This window comes from Kitasatospora sp. NPDC056731, from assembly GCF_040687675.1.
Taxonomy (GTDB): domain Bacteria; phylum Actinomycetota; class Actinomycetes; order Streptomycetales; family Streptomycetaceae; genus Kitasatospora.
On sequence record NZ_JBFBNR010000039.1, the window covers coordinates 22,157 to 40,324 of the forward strand.

At 74.2% G+C, this 18,168-nt stretch carries 21 protein-coding genes; 7 read left to right on the plus strand and 14 right to left on the minus strand.

Translation table 11 applies throughout. The features are described 5' to 3' along the window. Positions 1-32 precede the first annotated feature (32 nt). Entirely contained in the window at positions 33-524 is a 492-nt protein-coding gene (locus AB0R04_RS30155) for an inorganic diphosphatase (RefSeq protein ID WP_063348256.1), read from the plus strand. 215 nt (positions 525-739) lie between these two features. After that, complete coding sequence (locus tag AB0R04_RS30160; protein ID WP_063348257.1) at positions 740-1,408, plus strand: biliverdin-producing heme oxygenase; 669 nt, start codon at positions 740-742, stop codon at positions 1,406-1,408. 95 nt (positions 1,409-1,503) lie between these two features. On the opposite strand, the gene AB0R04_RS30165 is transcribed toward AB0R04_RS30160, so the two are convergent. Then, the gene (locus AB0R04_RS30165; protein ID WP_363376740.1) at positions 1,504-3,168 is read right to left on the minus strand and encodes an HtaA domain-containing protein; all 1,665 of its coding nucleotides are present in this window, start codon (positions 3,166-3,168) and stop codon (positions 1,504-1,506) included. Between the two features lie 57 nt (positions 3,169-3,225). After that, positions 3,226-4,788, minus strand: a complete 1,563-nt coding sequence (locus tag AB0R04_RS30170; RefSeq protein ID WP_363376741.1) for an HtaA domain-containing protein — start codon at positions 4,786-4,788, stop codon at positions 3,226-3,228. A gap of 254 nt (positions 4,789-5,042) precedes the next feature. On the opposite strand from AB0R04_RS30170, the gene AB0R04_RS30175 reads away from it, so the two are divergent. The 3 genes from AB0R04_RS30175 to AB0R04_RS30185 are packed head-to-tail and all read left to right on the plus strand — an operon-like array spanning position 5,043 to position 7,869. After that, positions 5,043-5,999 (plus strand): ABC transporter substrate-binding protein, encoded by a 957-nt coding sequence (locus AB0R04_RS30175; protein WP_363376787.1) that lies wholly within the window; start codon positions 5,043-5,045, stop codon positions 5,997-5,999. Beyond that, positions 5,996-7,057: an iron ABC transporter permease gene (locus AB0R04_RS30180; protein ID WP_363376743.1), complete on the plus strand. Its 1,062-nt coding sequence runs from the start codon at positions 5,996-5,998 to the stop codon at positions 7,055-7,057. Before AB0R04_RS30175 ends, AB0R04_RS30180 begins: the two co-directional genes overlap by 4 nt. Further along, entirely contained in the window at positions 7,054-7,869 is an 816-nt protein-coding gene (locus tag AB0R04_RS30185) for a heme ABC transporter ATP-binding protein (RefSeq protein WP_363376745.1), read from the plus strand. Before AB0R04_RS30180 ends, AB0R04_RS30185 begins: the two co-directional genes overlap by 4 nt. 75 nt (positions 7,870-7,944) lie before the next feature. Here AB0R04_RS30185 and AB0R04_RS30190 read toward each other — a convergent pair whose 3' ends face one another. From AB0R04_RS30190 to AB0R04_RS30200, 3 genes are all read right to left on the minus strand, one after another. Beyond that, a complete protein-coding gene (locus tag AB0R04_RS30190) occupies positions 7,945-8,154 on the minus strand; it encodes a dodecin (protein WP_063348261.1) in 210 nt (69 codons plus the stop codon). A 172-nt stretch (positions 8,155-8,326) separates the two neighbouring features. Next, on the minus strand, positions 8,327-9,289 hold the full coding sequence (locus tag AB0R04_RS30195) for an asparaginase (RefSeq protein WP_363376747.1): 963 nt from the start codon (positions 9,287-9,289) through the stop codon (positions 8,327-8,329). A gap of 62 nt (positions 9,290-9,351) precedes the next feature. Further along, complete coding sequence (locus AB0R04_RS30200) at positions 9,352-9,972, minus strand: ABC transporter substrate-binding protein (RefSeq protein WP_363376749.1); 621 nt, start codon at positions 9,970-9,972, stop codon at positions 9,352-9,354. Positions 9,973-10,449: 477 nt separating this feature from the next. Here AB0R04_RS30200 and dtd point away from each other — a divergent pair, with 477 nt between their 5' ends. Continuing rightward, positions 10,450-10,890, plus strand: a complete 441-nt coding sequence (gene dtd, locus AB0R04_RS30205) for a D-aminoacyl-tRNA deacylase (RefSeq protein ID WP_063348263.1) — start codon at positions 10,450-10,452, stop codon at positions 10,888-10,890. A 19-nt stretch (positions 10,891-10,909) separates the two neighbouring features. Here the strand turns inward: dtd and AB0R04_RS30210 are convergent, their stop codons facing one another. The 3 genes from AB0R04_RS30210 to AB0R04_RS30220 all read right to left on the minus strand — a co-directional run bounded on the left by AB0R04_RS30210 (position 10,910) and on the right by AB0R04_RS30220 (position 13,038). Continuing rightward, positions 10,910-11,872 (minus strand): glycine cleavage T C-terminal barrel domain-containing protein, encoded by a 963-nt coding sequence (locus AB0R04_RS30210; protein ID WP_363376751.1) that lies wholly within the window; start codon positions 11,870-11,872, stop codon positions 10,910-10,912. Between the two features lie 10 nt (positions 11,873-11,882). Next, positions 11,883-12,347 (minus strand): transcriptional repressor, encoded by a 465-nt coding sequence (locus AB0R04_RS30215; RefSeq protein WP_363376753.1) that lies wholly within the window; start codon positions 12,345-12,347, stop codon positions 11,883-11,885. A gap of 106 nt (positions 12,348-12,453) precedes the next feature. Next, positions 12,454-13,038 carry an FABP family protein gene (locus tag AB0R04_RS30220; RefSeq protein WP_363376755.1) on the minus strand — a complete coding sequence of 195 codons (585 nt, stop codon included), beginning with the start codon at positions 13,036-13,038 and terminating at the stop codon, positions 12,454-12,456. A gap of 348 nt (positions 13,039-13,386) precedes the next feature. On the opposite strand from AB0R04_RS30220, the gene AB0R04_RS30225 reads away from it, so the two are divergent. Beyond that, positions 13,387-13,749, plus strand: coding sequence for a DsrE family protein (locus tag AB0R04_RS30225; RefSeq protein WP_063348267.1), 363 nt, complete (start codon positions 13,387-13,389; stop codon positions 13,747-13,749). 3 nt (positions 13,750-13,752) lie between these two features. On the opposite strand, the gene AB0R04_RS30230 is transcribed toward AB0R04_RS30225, so the two are convergent. The 6 genes from AB0R04_RS30230 to AB0R04_RS30255 all read right to left on the minus strand — a co-directional run bounded on the left by AB0R04_RS30230 (position 13,753) and on the right by AB0R04_RS30255 (position 18,155). Then, the gene (locus AB0R04_RS30230; protein WP_079135696.1) at positions 13,753-14,025 is read right to left on the minus strand and encodes a DUF3099 domain-containing protein; all 273 of its coding nucleotides are present in this window, start codon (positions 14,023-14,025) and stop codon (positions 13,753-13,755) included. 118 nt (positions 14,026-14,143) lie between these two features. Further along, entirely contained in the window at positions 14,144-14,434 is a 291-nt protein-coding gene (locus tag AB0R04_RS30235) for a DUF1416 domain-containing protein (protein WP_030059605.1), read from the minus strand. A gap of 38 nt (positions 14,435-14,472) precedes the next feature. After that, positions 14,473-15,309, minus strand: a complete 837-nt coding sequence (locus tag AB0R04_RS30240) for a sulfurtransferase (protein WP_350885168.1) — start codon at positions 15,307-15,309, stop codon at positions 14,473-14,475. Positions 15,310-15,531: 222 nt separating this feature from the next. Further along, complete coding sequence (locus AB0R04_RS30245) at positions 15,532-15,612, minus strand: Ms5788A family Cys-rich leader peptide (RefSeq protein WP_350517234.1); 81 nt, start codon at positions 15,610-15,612, stop codon at positions 15,532-15,534. 267 nt (positions 15,613-15,879) lie between these two features. Further along, positions 15,880-16,605 (minus strand): DUF2993 domain-containing protein, encoded by a 726-nt coding sequence (locus AB0R04_RS30250; protein WP_363376758.1) that lies wholly within the window; start codon positions 16,603-16,605, stop codon positions 15,880-15,882. 182 nt (positions 16,606-16,787) lie between these two features. Then, positions 16,788-18,155: a hypothetical protein gene (locus tag AB0R04_RS30255; RefSeq protein ID WP_363376788.1), complete on the minus strand. Its 1,368-nt coding sequence runs from the start codon at positions 18,153-18,155 to the stop codon at positions 16,788-16,790. Positions 18,156-18,168 lie beyond the last annotated feature (13 nt).

Genomic DNA, 18,168 nt, shown 5'->3' on the forward strand with positions numbered 1-18,168 from the left:
GGATTCTGTCAGTCCCTACCTTGGAGGAACCGTTGGAATTCGACGTCCTTATCGAAATCCCGAAGGGCTCTCGTAACAAGTACGAGGTCGACCACGAGAGCGGCCGGCTGCGGCTCGACCGGATGCTCTTCACCTCGACCCGCTACCCGGCCGACTACGGCTACGTGGAGGGCACGCTCGGCGAGGACGGCGACCCGCTGGACGCGCTGGTGATCCTGGACGAGCCGACCTTCCCGGGTTGCCTCATCAAGTGCCGCGCCATCGGCATGTTCCAGATGACCGACGAGGCCGGCGGCGACGACAAGCTGCTGTGCGTTCCGGCCACCGACCCGCGCTGGGAGCACCTGCGGGACATCCACCACGTGTCGGAGTTCGACCGTCTGGAGATCCAGCACTTCTTCGAGGTCTACAAGGACCTGGAGCCCGGCAAGTCCGTCGAGGGCGCCAACTGGGTCGGCCGCGCCGAGGCCGAGGCCGAGGTCACCGCTTCGATCAAGCGTCTGGCGGAGCAGGGCGGCCACTGAGCCGTCGTTCCGATCTCGTTCGATCAGATCGTTCTGAGCAGTTCGAGGTAGGTCGGGGCAGCCGGAGGCCGGGGTTCGCGGATTCGTCCGCGGGCCCCGGCCTTCGCCGTGTCCGGGGCCGGGCGCGGCCGTCTTGCCGACAGCCTGTCGGCAAGACGATTTGTTAGGTTAGGCTAACCAAAACAGTCGGGGCCGAATCCGATCCTGGAGGCCGCATGCCCACGCCCGAGCCCGTCCCGTTCTCCACCGCGCTCCGCACCGCCAGCAGCGAGGAGCACGAGGCCGCGGAACAGTCCTCGTTCATGAGCCACCTGCTGGGCGGACGGCTCGGCATCGAGGCCTACGCCGACCTCACCGGCCAGCTCTGGTACGTCTACCGGGCCCTGGAGAGCCGTGCCGGACACCTGGCGGAGCACCCGCTCGCCGGGCCCTTCATCGACCGGGCGCTGCTGCGCACCGCCGCCATCGAGCGCGACCTGGCGCACCTGCGCGGACCGGACTGGCAGGACGGCCTGGCGCCGCTGCCGGCCACCGCCGCGTACGTCGCGCGGGTGGAGGAACTGGCCGAGACGTGGCCGGCCGGGTACATCGCGCACCACTACACCCGCTACCTGGGCGACCTGTCCGGCGGTCAGATCATCCGCGGCATCGCCGAGAAGACCTGGGGCTTCGAGCGCAAGGGCGACGGCGTGCGGTTCTACGTCTTCGAGGAGGTCGACAACCCGGCCGCCTTCAAGCGCGACTACCGGGCCCGGCTCGACGCGGCCGGGCTGGCGATGGACGAGGTGGAGCGGCGCCGGGTGGTCGAGGAGTGCAAGCGGGCCTTCGTGCTCAACGGCGCGGTCTTCCGGGACCTGGACGCGCGCTACCCGCTGAGCGCCTGAACGTTTCTCCGTAGGGCGCACCCGTCCGGGTGCGCCAACGGACCGGCCCCGGCGAGCGGTTGCTCGCCGGGGCCGTCGCGCGTCCCGGGGGTGCGTCAGGAGCGCGCGCCGCGCCGGTTGCGCACCAGCACGGTGGCGCTGCCGCCGACCAGCAGCAGACCGGCCGCGGTGGCCAGCAGCGGGACCATCGGGGTCTGCGAACCGGTGGCGGCCAGCACGCCGCCCGCACCGCCCGCACCGGTCAGGCCGCCGCCGGTGGTCAGCGAGGCGCCACCGACCGCGCCGGTACCCGAACCCTGGCCTCCGGCAGGCTGGTTGGCGCCACCAGCACCGGCGCCGGCACCGGACCCGGCGGGCGGCGGGGTGGCCGGCAGCTTGGCGTCCTTGTCGAACGCCAGGGTGGCGCTGACCGGGTCCAGGGCCGTGCCCGCCGGGTAGTTGGAGAACACCGGGACGCCCTCGGCGGTGAGCGTGGCCGGGACGCCGGAGAGCGTCACCACGCCGTTGACCGGCTTCAGGGCGGAGGCGGGCACGTCCAGCTTGGCGATCCGCGCGCCGCTCAGCGACGTCGCCTTGCCGTCGGGGGACTTGCCGTTCACGTCGGCGGTCAGGAAGGCGCCGCCCTGGTCGATCGTCAGGCCCAGCTTGGAGAGCGTGGTGTCGAGCGCCCAGCCGTCCTTGCCGGGGTGGCCGAGGAAACGGACCGAGCCGTCGAACGCGGCGGTCAGCGAGTGGTCGGCGGTGTTGTAGCCGCCGGTGGCGCCGCCGAAGCGGTAGTCGGCCGCGCCGCCGCCGAACTCGACCTTGCCGCTCGCCATCGGGGTGGCCAGGTACGCGCGGAAGCTCTCCTTGACCGTCCAGTCGAGGGTGCCGTTCAGCACCGGCAGCCGGCCGGGGGCACCGGTGGGCGCCGGGGTCCCGGTCGCGGACGGGGTGGCGCTCGCGGACGGCGAGGCGGTGGCGCTCGGCGACTGCGTCGCGGACGGCGTCGTGGTGGCCGACGGCGTGGCGGAGGGCGTGGCCGACGGCGTGCCGGTGGCGGACGGCGAGGCGGACGGCGTGCCCGTGGCGGTCGGGGTCGACGTCGGGGTCGGGGTCGGGGCCGTCGGCGAAGCGGTGGCGGTCGCCGTGGCCGTCGGCGACGGCGTCGCCGGGCTCTGCTTCAGCAGCAGCGACAGCGGGTCCATGTCCGTCCCGGCCGCGTAGAAGCCCGCGAAGGCCTTGGCGCCCTGCTCGGTCAGCTTCGCCGCCGTCGGCACCCCGGTGGTGGTGTCCCGCCCGACGGTGAACGTCACCAACGGCACGTCGTCCCGTCGGGTGACCTCGGTGGCGCCCATCGACTCCTTGGACGCGGTGTCGGCGGTGAGTGTGCCGGTCGTCCCGGCGGTGGTGACCTTGAGGTCGCTGAGGGCGACGTCCAGCGCGCCGTGGTGGGCGGTGAAGCGGACCCCGCCGGTGAAGGAGGAGCTCAGCGCGTGGGTGGCGAGGTCGTACGTGGCGTTCGCCAGGCCGAAGTGGAAGGTGCCGTCGGCGTTGGTGGTGGCGCCGCCGGTCAGTTCGATGGCGCCGCCCTGGGAGGCCGGGCCGCTGACGTAGCTGCGGAAGCTGGCCTTCACGCCCCAGTCCAGCGCGCCGGTGTCGTACGTGACGCTGCCGGGGCCGCCCGCGCCGAAGGCCAGTGCGGGGGCACCGAGGGCGGTCAGGCCGAGGCCGGCGGTGGCGGCCGCGAGGGCGGCCAGCCGGGTGCGGTTGCGGGACATGGTGGGTACTCCGTTCGGATGGGGCGGGGGGAGGGAGCGGGGGGACGCTCCGGGGTGTCAGGCCGCGTCGCCGGGGCCCGGCGCATCGCCGGGGCCGCCGTCGGCGCCCGCGCCCGGCGCGGCGGCCGCGCGGCGGCGCCGGACGAGCAGGCCGCCGGTCACGGCGAGCGCGGCCACCAGCACGGCGCCGCCGGCCACGGCCGCCACCGGGAAGCCGCCCGGGGAGGAGGAGGCGACGGGCGCGGCGGAGGGGTCGGTGGCGGGGGTCGCGGTGGCGCTCGGCGCGGTGGCCGGGGCGCTGCCGAGGTCGGGCAGCGGGGGCAGCGCCGCGGCCGGGTCGAGCGCGACGGCGAAGCTCAGCGGGTCCATCTCGGTGCCGGCCGGGTAGAGGCCGCCGAAGGCCTTGGCGCCGCCCTCGGTGAGCTTCAGCGGCACCTCGACGGCCTTCAGCAGGCCGCCCTCGGGCTTGAGGCCGGCCGGGTCGAAGGCGGCCAGCTCGACGCCGGTGAGCTGCTGGGTGGCGCCGTCCGGGGTCCGGCCGGAGACGTCCGCGACCAGTCGGCCCTGGCCGCCGGCCACGGTGACGCCCGGGTTGGCGAGGGTGAGGTCCAGGCCGTAGGTGTCGCCGCTGCGCAGGCCGGTGAAGCGCACGGTGCCGGTGAAGGCGGCGGTGAGGTCGCCGTTCGCGGGGTCGTAGCCGCCCTTGGCCGGGGTCCAGCGGAAGTAGGCGCCGCCGTCCGCCGCGCCGGCGCCGAGTTCCCAGCGGCCTTGGGCGATCGCGCCGGTGACGTAGTCGCGGAAGGTGCGGCGCACGCCCCAGTCGAGGGCGCCGTTGGCGAACTCGGTCCTGGCGGGGGCCTGGGCGCCGGGCGGGGTGGTCGGGGTCTCGGCGGCCACCCCCTCGGCGGTCGCCGACGGCGTCGGCACGGCGGCCGCCGAGGGGGTGGCCGCGGCGGTCGGCGACGGGGCCTGCGAAGTCGGCTGCGCGGCGGGCAGGTTGACCGAGAGGGTGAGCGGGTCCAGGGCCGTCCCGGCGGGGTAGAAGTTGCCGAAGGCCTTGGCCCCGGCGTCGGTGAGGGTGCCCGGCACGTTGCTGAGCGTCAGGGTGCCGGCCGCGCCGCGCAGGTCGACGCCGGCCAGTGAGAGCTCGGCCAGTTTGGCCTGGCTCGCGCTGCTGACCTGTCCGGTGTCCTTGGACTTGCTGCTGACGTCGGCGTACAGCCCGGCCGCGCCGCCCTGGACGGCCCGGACGGTGAGCCGGCCGAGGCTCAGGTCGAGCGCGTTGGCGCCGTTCTCCTGGTGCCCGGTGAACCGGACCCCGCCGGAGAAGGCGGCGGTCAGCGCACCGGTCGCCGGGTCGTAGCCGCCGGTCGCGGAGTGGAACCGGAAGGTGCTGCCGCCGACCGTGGCCGCGCCGCCGTTGAGCGTCCAACTCCCCTTGGCGATGGGACCGGTGATGTACGTCAGGAAGGACTGCTTGATGCCCCAGTCCAGCCGCCCGCCGGCGACCTTGCCCTCCGCCGCGTGCGCCGGGCCGGGGGAGAGGCCCACCGCCAGCAGGGCGGCGAGGGCGGCCACCAGGGTGGCGGCCAGACGGCGGAGCCGGCTGGACAGGGGCACGGCGGATCACTCCTCGGCGGGGTGCGGTCAGTGGCGGTGAAGGGCGCGGCAAGGGAGGGGTCGGGCGTGGCGCCGACCCCCTTGCGGAACTCAGGTAAGGCTAACCTAATATATGAGTCAAGAGTCCCGCCGCAACCCCTCCACCAGGACCGGAGCGGCGACAACTCCCATCGAAGGGAAGCGCGTTGAGCAGCAGTACGATCCGAACCGGGGCGGCCCGCGGGCCCGCCCTCCTGCTGCTCGCCCTCGGCCTGCTGCTCGCCCTCACCGCCTGCGGCCCGTCCGGCACCACCACCGGAGCGGCCGCGGCGAGCTCCTCCCGGGCCCCCGACGCGGTCGAACCGCTGCCCGTCGAACCCGTCCCGCAGCTCCCGGCCACCACCGCCTCCGTCGACGGCCGCCAGGTCACCGTCACCAGCGCCGAGCGGATCATCCCGCTCAACGGCAGCCTCTCCGAGCTGGTGTTCAGCCTCGGCCTCGGCCCCAAGGTGGTCGCCCGGGACGTCTCCACCACCTTCCAGCAGGCCACCGCCCTGCCGGTGATCACCCAGGCCCACGACGTGTCCGCCGAGGGCGTGCTGTCGCTGCACCCCACCGTCGTCCTCGCCGACCGCTCCACCGGCCCGGCCGAGGCCATCGCGCAGATCCGCGCGGCCGGCGTCCCGCTGCTCGTCCTGGACGACGCCAAGCGGCTCGCCGACGTCGGCCCGCGCATCGACACCGTCGCCGCCGCCCTCGGAGTCCCGGACGCCGGACGGCAGTTGAAGGAGCGCACCGGACAGCGGATCGACGAGGCCAGGGCCGCCGCCCCGGCCGCCGCCCGCCACCCCAAGGTCGCCTTCCTCTACCTGCGCGGCAGCGCCTCCGTCTACCTGCTCGGCGGGCCCGCCTCCGGCGCCGGCTCGCTGATCGAGGCGGTCGGCGGCCAGGACGCCGGCACCGCCGCCGGCCTCACCGGCGACTTCACCCCGCTCACCAGCGAGGCCCTGGTCAAGGCCGCGCCCGACGCCATCCTGGTGATGAGCAAGGGCCTGGACTCGGTCGGCGGCGTCGACGGCCTGCTCAAGCTGCCCGGCGTCGCCCAGACCCCGGCCGGCCTCGACCGCCGGATCGTCTCGATCGAGGACGGCCAACTGCTCAGCTACGGCCCGCGCACCCCCCAGGTGCTCCGCGAGATCGCCGCCCAGCTCTACCCGGCGGACGCCAAGTGACCACCGCCGTACGGGCGAAGACCGCGCCCGCCGTCAGCAGGACCACCCTGATCACCGCCGGGCTCGCCGCCGCCCTGGTGCTCTGCGCCCTGCTCGCCGCCGGCATCGGCGCCTACCGCATCCCGCTCGGCGACATCCTGGCCTCCGCCGCCCACCGGCTCGGCCTCGGCGGGCACGCCCTGGACCGGGTGCCCGAGTCGGTGCTGTGGAACGTCCGGCTCCCCCGGGTGGTGCTCGCCCTGCTGGTCGGCGGCTCGCTCGGCTGCGCCGGAGCGCTGATGCAGGGCGTGTTCGGCAACCCGCTGGCCGAACCCGCCGTGATCGGCGTCTCCTCGGGCGGCGCGGTCGGCGCGGTGGCCTGCATCGTGCTCGGCCTGGACGCCCTCGGCAGCTGGACGATCACCGCCTTCGCCTTCGCCAGCGGCCTGCTGACCGTCTTCGCGGTGTACCTGATGGCCCGCTCCGGCGGACGCACCGAGGTGGTCACGCTGATCCTCACCGGGGTCGCCGTGAACGCCTTCTGCGGCGCGCTGATCGGGATCTTCCTGTTCACCGCCGACTCCGCCGCGATCAGCCAGGTCACCTTCTGGCAGCTCGGCTCGCTCGCCCAGGCCACCTGGGGCAAGGTGCTCGCCGTCCTGCCGTTCGCCGCCGTCGGCCTGGCCGTCGCCCCGCTGTACGCCCGCAAGCTGGACCTGCTGGCCCTCGGCGAACGCCCGGCCCGCCACCTCGGGGTGGACGTCGAGCGGATGCGGCTGGTGCTGATCACCGTCGTCGCGCTGCTCACCGCCGCGGCCGTCGCGGTCAGCGGCATCATCGGCTTCGTCGGGCTGGTCGTCCCGCACCTGCTGCGGATGCTGGCCGGGCCCGGCCACCGCTTCCTGCTGCCCGCCTCGGCGCTCGGCGGCGCGCTGGTCCTGGTGGCCGCCGACCTCGCCGCCCGCACCGTCGCCGAGCCGGCCGAGCTGCCGCTCGGGGTGCTCACCGCACTGATCGGCAGTCCGTTCTTCTTCTGGCTGCTGCGCCGTACCAGGAGCCGGCAGGGAGGCTGGGCATGAGATTGCGAACCCCCCGGGAGGTGCCCGAACGGCCCCTGCCCGGAAGCGAGTTGCTGACCGCCGAGACCATCCGGCTGACCATCGGCGGGCGTGCCCTGCTGGACGGCGCGTCGGTGCGGGTCGCCGCCGGAGAGGTGGTCGCGCTGCTCGGACCGAACGGCGCCGGCAAGTCCACCCTGCTGTCCGTCCTGGCCGGCGACGTCCGGCCGGACGGCGGCGAGGTCCGGCTGCGCGGCCGCCCGCTGGCCGGCTACGGCGCCGCCGAGCTCGCCCTGCACCGCGCGCTGCTGCCGCAGTCCGCCGCGCTGTCCTTCCCGTTCCCCGCCGACGAGGTGGTCCGGATGGGCCGCGCCCCCTGGACCGGCACGGCGGCCGCCGCCGAGGACGAGGCCGTGGTCGCCGAGGCGATGGCCGCCACCGAGTCCGCCGCCTTCGCCGGGCGCCCGTTCACCGCCCTGTCCGGCGGCGAGCGGGCCCGGGTGGCGCTGGCCCGGGTGCTGGCCCAGCGCGCCCCGCTGCTGCTCCTGGACGAGCCGACCGCCGCCCTCGACCTGCGCCACCAGGAGCTGGTGCTGCGGGTCGCCCGGGAGCGCGCCGCCGCCGGGGACGGCGTGGTCGTGGTGCTGCACGACCTGTCCCTGGCGGCGGCCTACGCGGACCGGGTGGTGCTGCTGAACGCCGGGTCGACGGTCGCGGACGGGCCGGTCGCCGAGGTGCTGCGCGCCCCGCTGCTCAGCGAGGTGTACGGCCACCCGGTCGAGGTGCTGGCGCACCCGCGCACCGGGGTGCCGCTGGTGCTGCCCGAACGCTGACCGGGCGGCCGGGGCCGACGGCGGAGCTGTAGGGCGGGGCTGCGAGCGGGCCTGGGCCGGGCCGCGGAAGCGGGCTCAGTCCTCCAGCCGGAAGCCGAGCTTCAGTCCGACCTGGTAGTGCTTCACCCCGCCGTCCTCCAGGTGGCCCCGGACCTGCGTCACCTCGAACCAGTCGAGGTTGCGCAGCGTCCGGGAGGCCCGCTCCACCCCGTTGCGGATCGCGGCGTCGACGCTCTCGGTCGAGGATCCGACGATCTCGGTCACCCGGTACACGTGGTCAGTCATGGCGGACTCCCTCAGCTGTGCGACGGCCCCCGGTCCACCGTGCACCGCCGCCGCTCCGCCCGCACGCCGACGGCCGCCCCGCATCCCCTGGAAGGCCGCTGCCAGGCCCCGGGAGGCCGCGGCAGGCCCCGGGGAGGCCCCTTGCGGGCTCCCCGGAAGTCGTGGGAGGCCGCTAGAAGGCCGCCCGCACCTGCCCGACCGGGGCGCCGCCGCCCAGCAGCGGGGCCGCCCCGATCCGCTCGACGGTCTCGTCCGCGCCGGTCACCCCGAGCCGGCGCAGTGCGGCCGCCAGCACCGGGCCGCGGGCCCGCTCGCCGCCGTCGTCGATCTTGAAGGCGAGCGCCCGCCCGTCCGGCAGCGCCACCACCTGGACGGCCTCGGCGCCCATCTTGGACAGCGCGCCGGGGACGGCCCGCATCAGCCAGGTGTCGGCCCGGCGGGTGCCGGCCACGTACTCGGGGTGGGCGCGCATCGCGTCGGCCACCCGGCGGGGCGCCGTGCCCTCGGCGGCCAGCACCAGGCCGCGGTAGCCGCGTGCCAGGCCGGTCAGCGTGACGGCCAGCAGCGGCGCGCCGCAGCCGTCCACCCCGGCGTGCGTGGCGGTCTCGCCGGTGCCCTCCTCCAGGGCCTCGCGGGCCAGAAGCTGGATCGGGTGCCCGGGGTCGAGGTAGCTCGCGGTGTCCCAGCCGTTGGCGACGCAGGCGGCGAGCCAGCCGGCGTGCTTGCCGGAGCAGTCCATCAGGACGGGGGCGCGGCGGCCGCCGGAGCCGAGCAGCAGTTCCGCCTCGGTCTCGTCCAGCGGGAGGTCGGCCGGGGTGCGCAGGGCGGACTCGTCGAGCCCGGCGGAGCTCAGGATGGCCCGGACAGCATCGAGGTGAAACGATTCTGCGGAGTGGCTGGAGGCGGCCAGCGCCAGCAGCTCGCCCTCGATCGCCAGCCCGGCCCGCAGCGTGGCCACCGCCTGGAACGGCTTGGCGGTCGACCGGGGGAAGACCGGTGCGTCGGGGTCGCCGAGCGCGAACTCCACCGAGCCGTCGGCGGCGAGCAGCACCAGGGAGCCGTGGTGGCGGCCCTCGGTGAAGCCCGAGCGTATGACCTCGGCGAGGACGACGGGCGGGGTGGCGGACTGGGACATGGCGGGAGCCTTCCGGGGGTGAGGGTGGACCGGGCCCCGCCCGCCCGTGGTACCTCACCCGGTCAGAGCGGCCCCCCTGCGAGCAGGTCCTCGACCCGTGCTTCCCCATCACGGTACCTGCGGGTGATCTCCGCGCTGCAACCGTCGGCCGTCCGCAGCAGCCGCTGCCGCCGCCCGGACACCTCGCGCTCGTGCGTGCGCAGCCGCTCCAGCGCGGCCAGCAGCTCCTCCGCCGGGTGCGCGGCCAGGTCGGCGAGCTGGACGTCCCCCATCAGCTCGGCCGCCTCCAGCTGGGACTCGTGGCCGCGCGGCGGCCCGAGCGTGACGTGCCGGGCCGAGCGCCGCACGGTGGAGGGCGCGTCGGTCAGGATGGCCGGGAGGCGGTCCAGCAGGTCGCCGGGGGGGCCGTCGGCACCGCCCGCCCCGGGCGGTCCGGCCGGCCGCGGCGGACCGCCGGGCCGGCGGTCGAGTTCGGCGCGCAGGATGTCCATCCGCCCGTGCAGCAGCCGCCGCAGGTAGGAGAGGTCGGCCTCCTGCTCCAGGGTCTCCCGGCGCAGGATCCGCAGCTGGTCCAGGCCCAGCCGCTCCAGGTCGGGCTCTATCGCCGTGCCCAGGGCCCCGGCGCCCCCGGCGACCTCCGCCACGTGCCCGGACCGGTCCCACGCCGCGCTGCTCGCGTCCATCAACCAACCCACCTGCCGTCGTCCGATCCCGCCCGCTCGCGGCACTGCGTCCCTGCCGCCGGTCCGGCCCGTCCCCCGACGGGCTCACGCGTCCCGTCCGTTGGCACGCCCGGCCACCCCCGAAGGTTCCGGTTCCCGGCCGCAACCACCCACCGGGGCGATGCCGCCAGAACGCCTGACCTACCGGCTCGACCTCCCGGCCGAGCCCGGCCCGGTGCGGCGGACCATATGGCGCGCCGGGCCCTCCGTACGGTCCACCAGCGTGCCACCCCGCCCGGCGCGGGCGCACCGCCCGTGCACCCGAACGGCCCCCTGGCGAACGGGGGTGGCTGATATGACCGGACCTTTCCGCAGGAAGAGCGGCGCCCGACCCCGCGCAGGCGTGCACCACCCAGCGTGCACCACCTGCACACGCGCCCCTCCCGCACGCCCCGGGTGCCCACCGAGCACCCCGTGGGCCTCCGGCACAATGGCGGCATGCGAGCAGTGGTGCAGCGAGTGACCGAGGCCAGGGTGACCGTGGCCGGAGAGACCGTCGGCGCGATCGAGGGGCCCGGGCTCTGCGTCCTGGTCGGCGTCACCCACGAGGACACCCCGGCCAAGGCGGCCCAACTGGCCCGCAAGCTGTGGACGCTGCGGCTGCTGCCCGCCGACGACGAGGGCGTCGAGCAGTCCTGCTCCGACCTCGGGGCCCCGCTGCTGGTGATCAGCCAGTTCACCCTCTACGGCGACGCCCGCAAGGGCCGCCGCCCGACCTGGAACGCCGCCGCCCCCGGCCCGGTCGCCGAGCCCCTGGTGGACGAGGTGGTCGCCCAACTGCGCGCGCTCGGCGCCAAGGTGGAGACGGGCCGGTTCGGCGCCGACATGCAGGTGGCGCTGGTGAACGACGGCCCGTTCACCGTCCTCGTGGAGGTCTGACCGCAGCCGGGCGCACGGGCTACTGCGGGACGATCACGTCCTGGGTGCCCGGCACCGTCCCGGCCAGCAGCACCGCGTCCACCGGGACGTTCCGCTTGACGATCGCCAGCGCGATCGGCCCCAGCTCGTGGTGGCGGGCCGAGGAGGTGACGAAGCCGATCGGGCGCCCGTCCGGCTCGGCGGCCAGCCGCACCTGCGTCCCGTGCGGGGGCAGCGTCTCCTCGGTGCCGTCCAGGTGCAGGAAGACCAGGCGGCGCGGCGGCCGGCCCAGGTTGTGCACCCGGGCGACGGTCTCCTGTCCGCGGTAGCAGCCCTTCTGCAGGTGGACGGCGGTGCGCAGCCAGTCCACCTCGTGCGGGATGGTCCGGTGGTCGGTCTCGAAGCCCAGCCGCGGCCGGTGGCCCTCGATCCGCAGCGCCTCGTACGCCCAGACCCCCGCCGCCGGACCGTACCCGGCGGTCAGCTTCGCCAGCTCGGCGCGCGGCACGAACAGGTCGCGCCCGTACGGGAGTTCGCGCACCGCCGCGACGCCCTCGACGGAGGCGGTGGAGCCCGCCGGCAGGTGCACCACGGCGTACTCGGCGGTCGCGTCGGCGACCTCCACCCGGTAGAAGAACTTCATGCTCTCCAGGTAGCCCAGCAGCGCCTCCTGGGTGCCCGGCTCGACGTGCGCCCAGGTGGTGGTGCCGTCGTCGACCAGGTAGAGCGCGTGCTCGACGTGCCCGTTCGGGGAGAGCACCAGCGCCTCGGTGGCCTCCTGCGGCGCCAGCGCGCTGACGTGCTGGGTGAGCAGCAGGTGCAGCCAGGCCAGGCGGTCCTGGCCGGTGACGGTGAGCACGCCGCGGTGCGAGAGGTCGACGAAGCCGGTGCCCTGCGCGAGGTTGCGTTGCTCGCGGAAGATGTCGCCGTAGTGGGCGGCGACGCCCTCGTCGGCGCCTTCGGCGGGGACGGCTCCGGGCAGGCTCAGCAGCGGGCTCTTCATACCGGCCAGCTTACGACCGGCCGTCCGCGAGCTTGGCGGTGCAGTCGGCGCAGCGGCCGAAGATGGCGAAGTGCTTGAGGTCGGTGTCGAATCCGTGCTGTTCGCGCAGGCTGCTGATCAGCGGCTCGGCGATCTCGGTGCCGGTCTCGGAGACCTTGTCGCAGTCCCGGCAGACCAGGTGCAGGTGGTGGTGGCGGCCGGCCAGGTGGTAGGTCGGGGCGCCGTGGCCGAGGTGGGCGTGCGAGACCAGGCCGAGCTCCTCCAACAGCTCCAGGGTCCGGTAGACGGTGGAGATGTTGACGCCGCTGGCGGTCTGCCGGACGTGGCAGAGGATCTCGTCGGGGGTGGCGTGGTCGAGGCGGTCGACGGCTTCGAGTACGAGCTGCCGCTGCGGGGTCAGCCGGTAGCCGCGTTCACGCAGGTCGGCCTTCCAGTCGCCGGAGAGCTGCCAGTCGGTGGTGCCGGTGTCCGCCACGGTGCTGTCCCTGCCAAGGTCGGGGGTCCTGAGGCAAGTGTAGGGACCGGCCGGCGGCCGGTCCCTACCTCACGCGAAAGCCGTACCGCTCAGCGGAGCGCCGGGCTCACTTGAAGAACGCGATGCCGTCGTCCGGCAGGTCGTTGATGTCCTTGATCAGCTGGGCCGGGCTGAGCACCTTCTTCAGCTGGGCCGACATGTACGGGCGCAGCGGCACGTTCGGGGCGGCCTTCTCGCCGACCCAGAGCAGCTCCTCGTTGACGAAGCCGTACAGCCGCTTGCCGCCCGAGTACTCCGGCGAGCCCTCGATCCGGGCGACCGCGTCCGTGGAGACGTCGATCTGCGGCTTGCCGTCGGCCAGCTCGCCGTACCAGATCTCCACGGTGCCGTCGTCGCGGACGGAGGAGATCTCGATCCCGCGGACGCCGCTGGTGCCGTCGTGGTTGCTGGTGATGCGCCAGAACGCGTGCTCGTTCTCCAGCGGACGGACCTTCTCGCCCTCGTTGTCCAGCACCCAGGTACGGGAGCGGAACTCCAGGAAGGGCCGGCCGTCGTGCCGGATCACGATCTCCTGGCCGAAGTTGCACTTCTCGGCGCCGGGGAAGTCGTAAACGCCCGCGCCCTCCCAGGTGCCGAGGAGGAAGGCGAGCGGGACGACGTCCTTGTGGAGGTCAGAGGGGATCTCGATCATGTTCCTGGTCGCTGTCGTCGTCGGTGTGGGCTGCCTCAACCGTACGGCAGGGTCAGCGCTGGCCCTGGTAGAGCTTCATCACCGAGAAGATGGCGAACCAGGTGATCAGCACGGCCATGAGGGCCAGCAGACCGTCGAAGAAGATTTCCAGACCGGACACGGGTGGCTCCCAGGCGGCGACAGTGTGGTGGATTTTGCTGCCGCTCACTCTATCCGCCGGTCATCGGCCGGTCGCGGTGAGCCCCACCACGTCATCGTTCGCGCCGATTCTCCCCCGCCGTCCAAGGTTTCCCCAAGGGATCCTGGGATGACGGCGAGCGGGGGCCGCGAGCCCTCTAAGGTGGCGCCATGTCGAAGAAACTCGTCATCAAGGTCACCGCCGGGGCCGATGCGCCGGAGCGGTGTTCGCAGGCGTTCACCGTCGCGGCGGTGGCCGTCGCCAGTGGGATCGAGGTCTCGCTCTGGCTGACCGGGGAGTCCTCCTGGTTCGCCCTGCCGGGGCGGGCGGCGGAGTTCGAACTGCCGCACGCGGCACCGCTTCCGGACCTGCTGGAGGCGATCCTCGCGAGCGGCTCGGTGACGCTGTGCACCCAGTGTGCGGCCCGCCGGGGGATCGTGCAGCAGGACACCGTCGAGGGCGTCCGGATCGCGGGCGCGCAGGTCTTCGTCAGCGAGATCATGGCGGACAACGTCCAGGCACTCGTCTACTGACGCCTACGGGTGCTCCTCGTGGTCGGGGCGGTCCCGGTCGTGGCCGGGATCGTCCCACTTCGGGTCGTCCCAGCGCGGGTCGTTCCACCAGTCGTCGTCCGGGTCCCGCTTGTTGGCGAACACGGCGGCGGCCGGCGGGATCACCATCGCGACCACGCACATGCCGATCGCGGCGGGCACGGAGAAGAACCTCACCACGCCCCAGGCCAGCACGAACAGGCCCAGGCAGACGCCCATCAGGGCGAAGTAGTAGTGCCGCCGCCGCCTTGTCTGCACGCCTCCACGGTACGACCGAGGGCCCTGCCGCGGCAGGGCCCTCGGTGTACTTCGTCCGCGGATCTGGTGGATCGGGCGGATCAGGTGGATCGGGTCGATCGGGTCGCTCGGGCGCCGATCAGACCGCGATCGCGACCTCGACGGCGGTGCCCTGGGAGGCCACCACCTGACGGTCCACGGTCTGGCCCGGCACCAGCGCGCGCAGGGTCCACTTGCCCGGGCGGGCGAAGAACCGGAACTGGCCGGTCGCCGAGGTGGGCACCTCGGCCGTGAACTCGCCCCCCTCGTCGAGCAGCCGGACGTAGCCGTTGACCGGCTCACCGTCGCGGGTCACCGAACCCTGGATGATCGTTTCGTTCGCCACGTCAACTCCTGCCAGGTCCGGGCCGCCGGCCTTCGCACCGCACATGTCTTGTCTTCCCTTCTGACGACGGTCGAGCCGCAGGCTCAGTTGCTGCCGAGCTCGATCGGCACGCCGACGAGGCTGCCGTACTCGGTCCACGAACCGTCGTAGTTCTTGACGTTCTCCTGGCCGAGCAGCTCGTGCAGGACGAACCAGGTGAGCGCGGAGCGCTCGCCGATGCGGCAGTAGGCGATGGTGTCCTTCGCCAGGTCGATGCCCTCGGCCTCGTACAGCGCCTTGAGCTCGTCGTCGCTCTTGAAGGTGCCGTCGTCGTTGGCGTTCTTGGCCCACGGGATGTTGCGGGCGCTCGGCACGTGGCCGGGGCGCTGCGACTGCTCCTGCGGGAGGTGCGCCGGGGCGAGCAGCTTGCCGGAGAACTCGTCGGGCGAACGGACGTCGACCAGGTTGAGCTGGCCGATGGCCGCGAGCACGTCGTCGCGGAAGGCGCGGATCGAGGAGTCGACGGCCTGCGCCCGGTACTCGGTGGCCTCGCGGGCCGGCACCTCGGCGACCAGGTCGCGGGAGTCCAGCTCCCACTTCTTGCGGCCGCCGTCCAGCAGGCGGACGTCACCGTGGCCGTACAGCTTGAAGTACCAGTAGGCGTACGAGGCGAACCAGTTGTTGTTGCCGCCGTAGAGCACGACGGTGTCGTCGTTGGCGATGCCCTTGGCGCTGAGCAGCGCGTCGAAGCCGGCCTGGTCGATGAAGTCGCGGCGGACCGGGTCCTGGAGGTCCTGCTTCCAGTCGATCCGGACGGCGTTGCGGATGTGGTTCTTGTCGTACGCGGAGGTGTCCTCGTCGACCTCGACGATGACGACCTTCGGGTCGTCCAGGTGGGCCTGGACCCAGTCGGCGTCGACCAGGACGTCGCTGCGGCTCATGGTGGTGTTCTCCATCCGAGGGCGGTGTGCGGAAGGTTCTGCTCGGGAGGTGCTGCCGGGTGCCCGGGCGACTGCGGTCCGAATTCCTGTCCGAATACTGGGACGAGGGTGGTGGTCCGGGCCGACCGGGCGGGGAGCTGCGGCGACGGCCGGCCGGGGCGGCCGGGCAAGGTCACCGGGAAAATCGGCGGCGGGCTTCAACTGCCCAGCCAAAACGCCGAGTTAGCGCATTCGACACAGACAGGCGGCCACGCGGCACAGGTCGACCGCCCGCCGCTTCGTGAGATCCGTCTGTCGCTTCATGTCGACGATGCTAGGGACACCGGAGGCCCGCTGTCATCAGCGTACCGAATACCGAGACCAGATAGACCGAATACTGAGATTTGACCCTTTCATGGCCTGCCGGGCAGCCGTCCCGCCCGAGACCCGCGGCCCCGGACGGCCCACAACGGGCGGAAACGACACCGCTCCACGATCCGCGCCGGACGGCGCGTCTCGCGGAGCGGAACACAAGAGACGGAAGAAATGGAACGGAGGGAGGGAACCGCACGGGTGGAAGTGACCGGCCGGTCAGCCCAGCAGCTTGACGCCCTTGCCCTCGAAGGTCAGCTGCACGCCCTCCGGCAGCGGCGTCGCCCCGTCCTTGTCGGCCAGCTTCAGCCCGGCCGGGAGCGAGTCGAGGGTGAAGCTCATCGGCGCCAGCCGCTGGTCGGTGACCCCGGCGAACATCCCGGCCAGCGCGCTGAGCTGGAAGCCGTCCACGGTGACGGTGCTCCCGCTGTTGTGCAGCGAACCCTCACCGACCGCGATCGGCCCCAGCGCGGCCTTGATCTTGCCCGGCCCGCCGTACGACAGGGCCAGCCGGGTGTTGCCGCCCACCGGCAGCTTGCCCGCCCCCGACATCAGCTGGGAGGCCGGCGGCAGCAGCTGCGCGAGGTCCGCGTACGAGATCAGGCCGCTGCCGGTGCCGCTGTCCACCGTGGCGCTCTTCAGGCTGTCGCTCACCGTGACGCCGGACAGCCGGGCCTTGAAGGAGCGCAGCGCCACCTGGCGGCCGCCGTCGCCGACGGTCAGGCCGTCGGAGGAGATCCGGACGTCGTCCAGCTTCATCGACAGCGCCTGGGTGAGGAACGGGAAGCCCTCGATCGAGATGTCCGGCCGCTGGCTCATCCGGCCGCTGCTCACCATCCGGTCGGCGGCCTGGTCCTCGGCCACCCCGACCGCGATCCGGTCGGCGCCGACCAGCAGGCCGGAGAGCACCACCAGGCCGATCGTCGCCTTCAGCCATCCGCGCATCGCACTCCCCGTCGTCGCCGGTCGCCCTTGTCGTTCGCTGTCCTCGTTCGGTGTTCCTCGCCCGGCGTTCCCTGCCCGGCGTTCCATGGCGGCCCCCGGCCGAGGCCGTTCCCGCCCGACCGTACGACGTCCCGCCCCGGAGCATGGTTCCGGAGCGGGACTCGCCGGTCGTCTGCCGGGTGTCAGCCGGCCAGCAGGTCCGTGGCGATCCAGATCAGCGGCGAGGCCACCGCCAGCGGCAACGCCACACCCGCCGTCATGTGCACGAACCGGGACGGGAAGTCGTACGCCGCGACGCGTCGGCCGACCAGCGCACCCAGCCCCGCCAGCACCCCCAGCGCCGGCGGCGCGCCCACCAGCAGACCCAGCAGCACCGCCGCCGCCAGGCCCAGCACCGGACCCAGCAGCTTCGGACCGGGCAGCGGCGCCGCGGCCAGCACGGTGGCCAGCGCGACCGCGCCCACCCCGGCCGGCACCCAGTCGGCCACCAGCAGCGAGGTGCACAGCGCCGTCACCACCGTGGCCGAGCCGAGCACCGTCAGCGCGTAGAACCGCTCCTTCGGGTCCGAGGGGCGGAACGTCTGCAGCACCAGGACCAGTAGGAAGAACCCGCCCAGCGTGCCGACCACCGCCGCCACGCTGCCCTCGGAGTCCGCCAGCAGCACCGCCGCGTCCGCGGTCAGCCCGGCCAGCGCGGCGAGCGCGATGCCCTGGCGGGCCGGCCACATCCCGTTCAGCCGGAACCAGCCGGCCGCCGTCAGCACCTGGAGCAGCGCCACCACCAGTGCCAGCGCCACCTGCCCGAGCGCGGCGCCGCCGGCCAGCAGCGCGGCCACGCCGGCGGTGATCAGCGCGGGCTGCAGGCCCGGATCGATGATCGGCGAACCGGTCCGGCCGCGCGGGCCGGCGGGCGGCGCCACCGGTGCGGGCTGCGCCGGGACGGCCGCGTACGGCGGCGCGGCCGGGGCGCCCGCCGGGCCGCCGGGGGCGACCGGGCGCTTGAGCGTCATGGTCGGCGAGTCGAGGGCGGGCGCTCCCTGCTGCGGGGCCGCCATCGGCTGGGCCGCCCGCTGCGGGCCCGGCGCCGGAGCGGCGTGCCGGGCCTGCGGCGGCGCGGCGTGCCGTGCCGCCGGCGGCGGCGGCGGAGCGGGCGTCCAGGCCGGCGGGGCGGACGGCATCGCGCCGGACACGACCACCGGCGGCAGCAGCGTCGTCGCGGCCGCGTCCTCCATCGGGGGCACGGGCGGCAGCAGCGTGGTCGCCGTGGCGTCGTCCATCGGGGGCACGGGCGGCAGCAGCGTGGTCGCCGTGGCGTCGTCCATCGCGGGGACGGGCGGCAGCAGCGTGGTCGCAGCGTCGTCCATCGGCGGCTGCCCGTACCCCGGGTAGCCGTACGGCGGCTGCTGCCCCGGCTGCGGCGCCTGGGCCTGCGGGTACGGGGGCTGCGGGTACGGCGGCTGGGGCTGCTGCTGCGGATGCCGGTAGGGCGGCTGGGGCGGCGGGGGCTGCTGCGGCCACTCGCCGTAGCCGCCCTGGTTCGCGTTGTTCATGTCCGTCACGCCG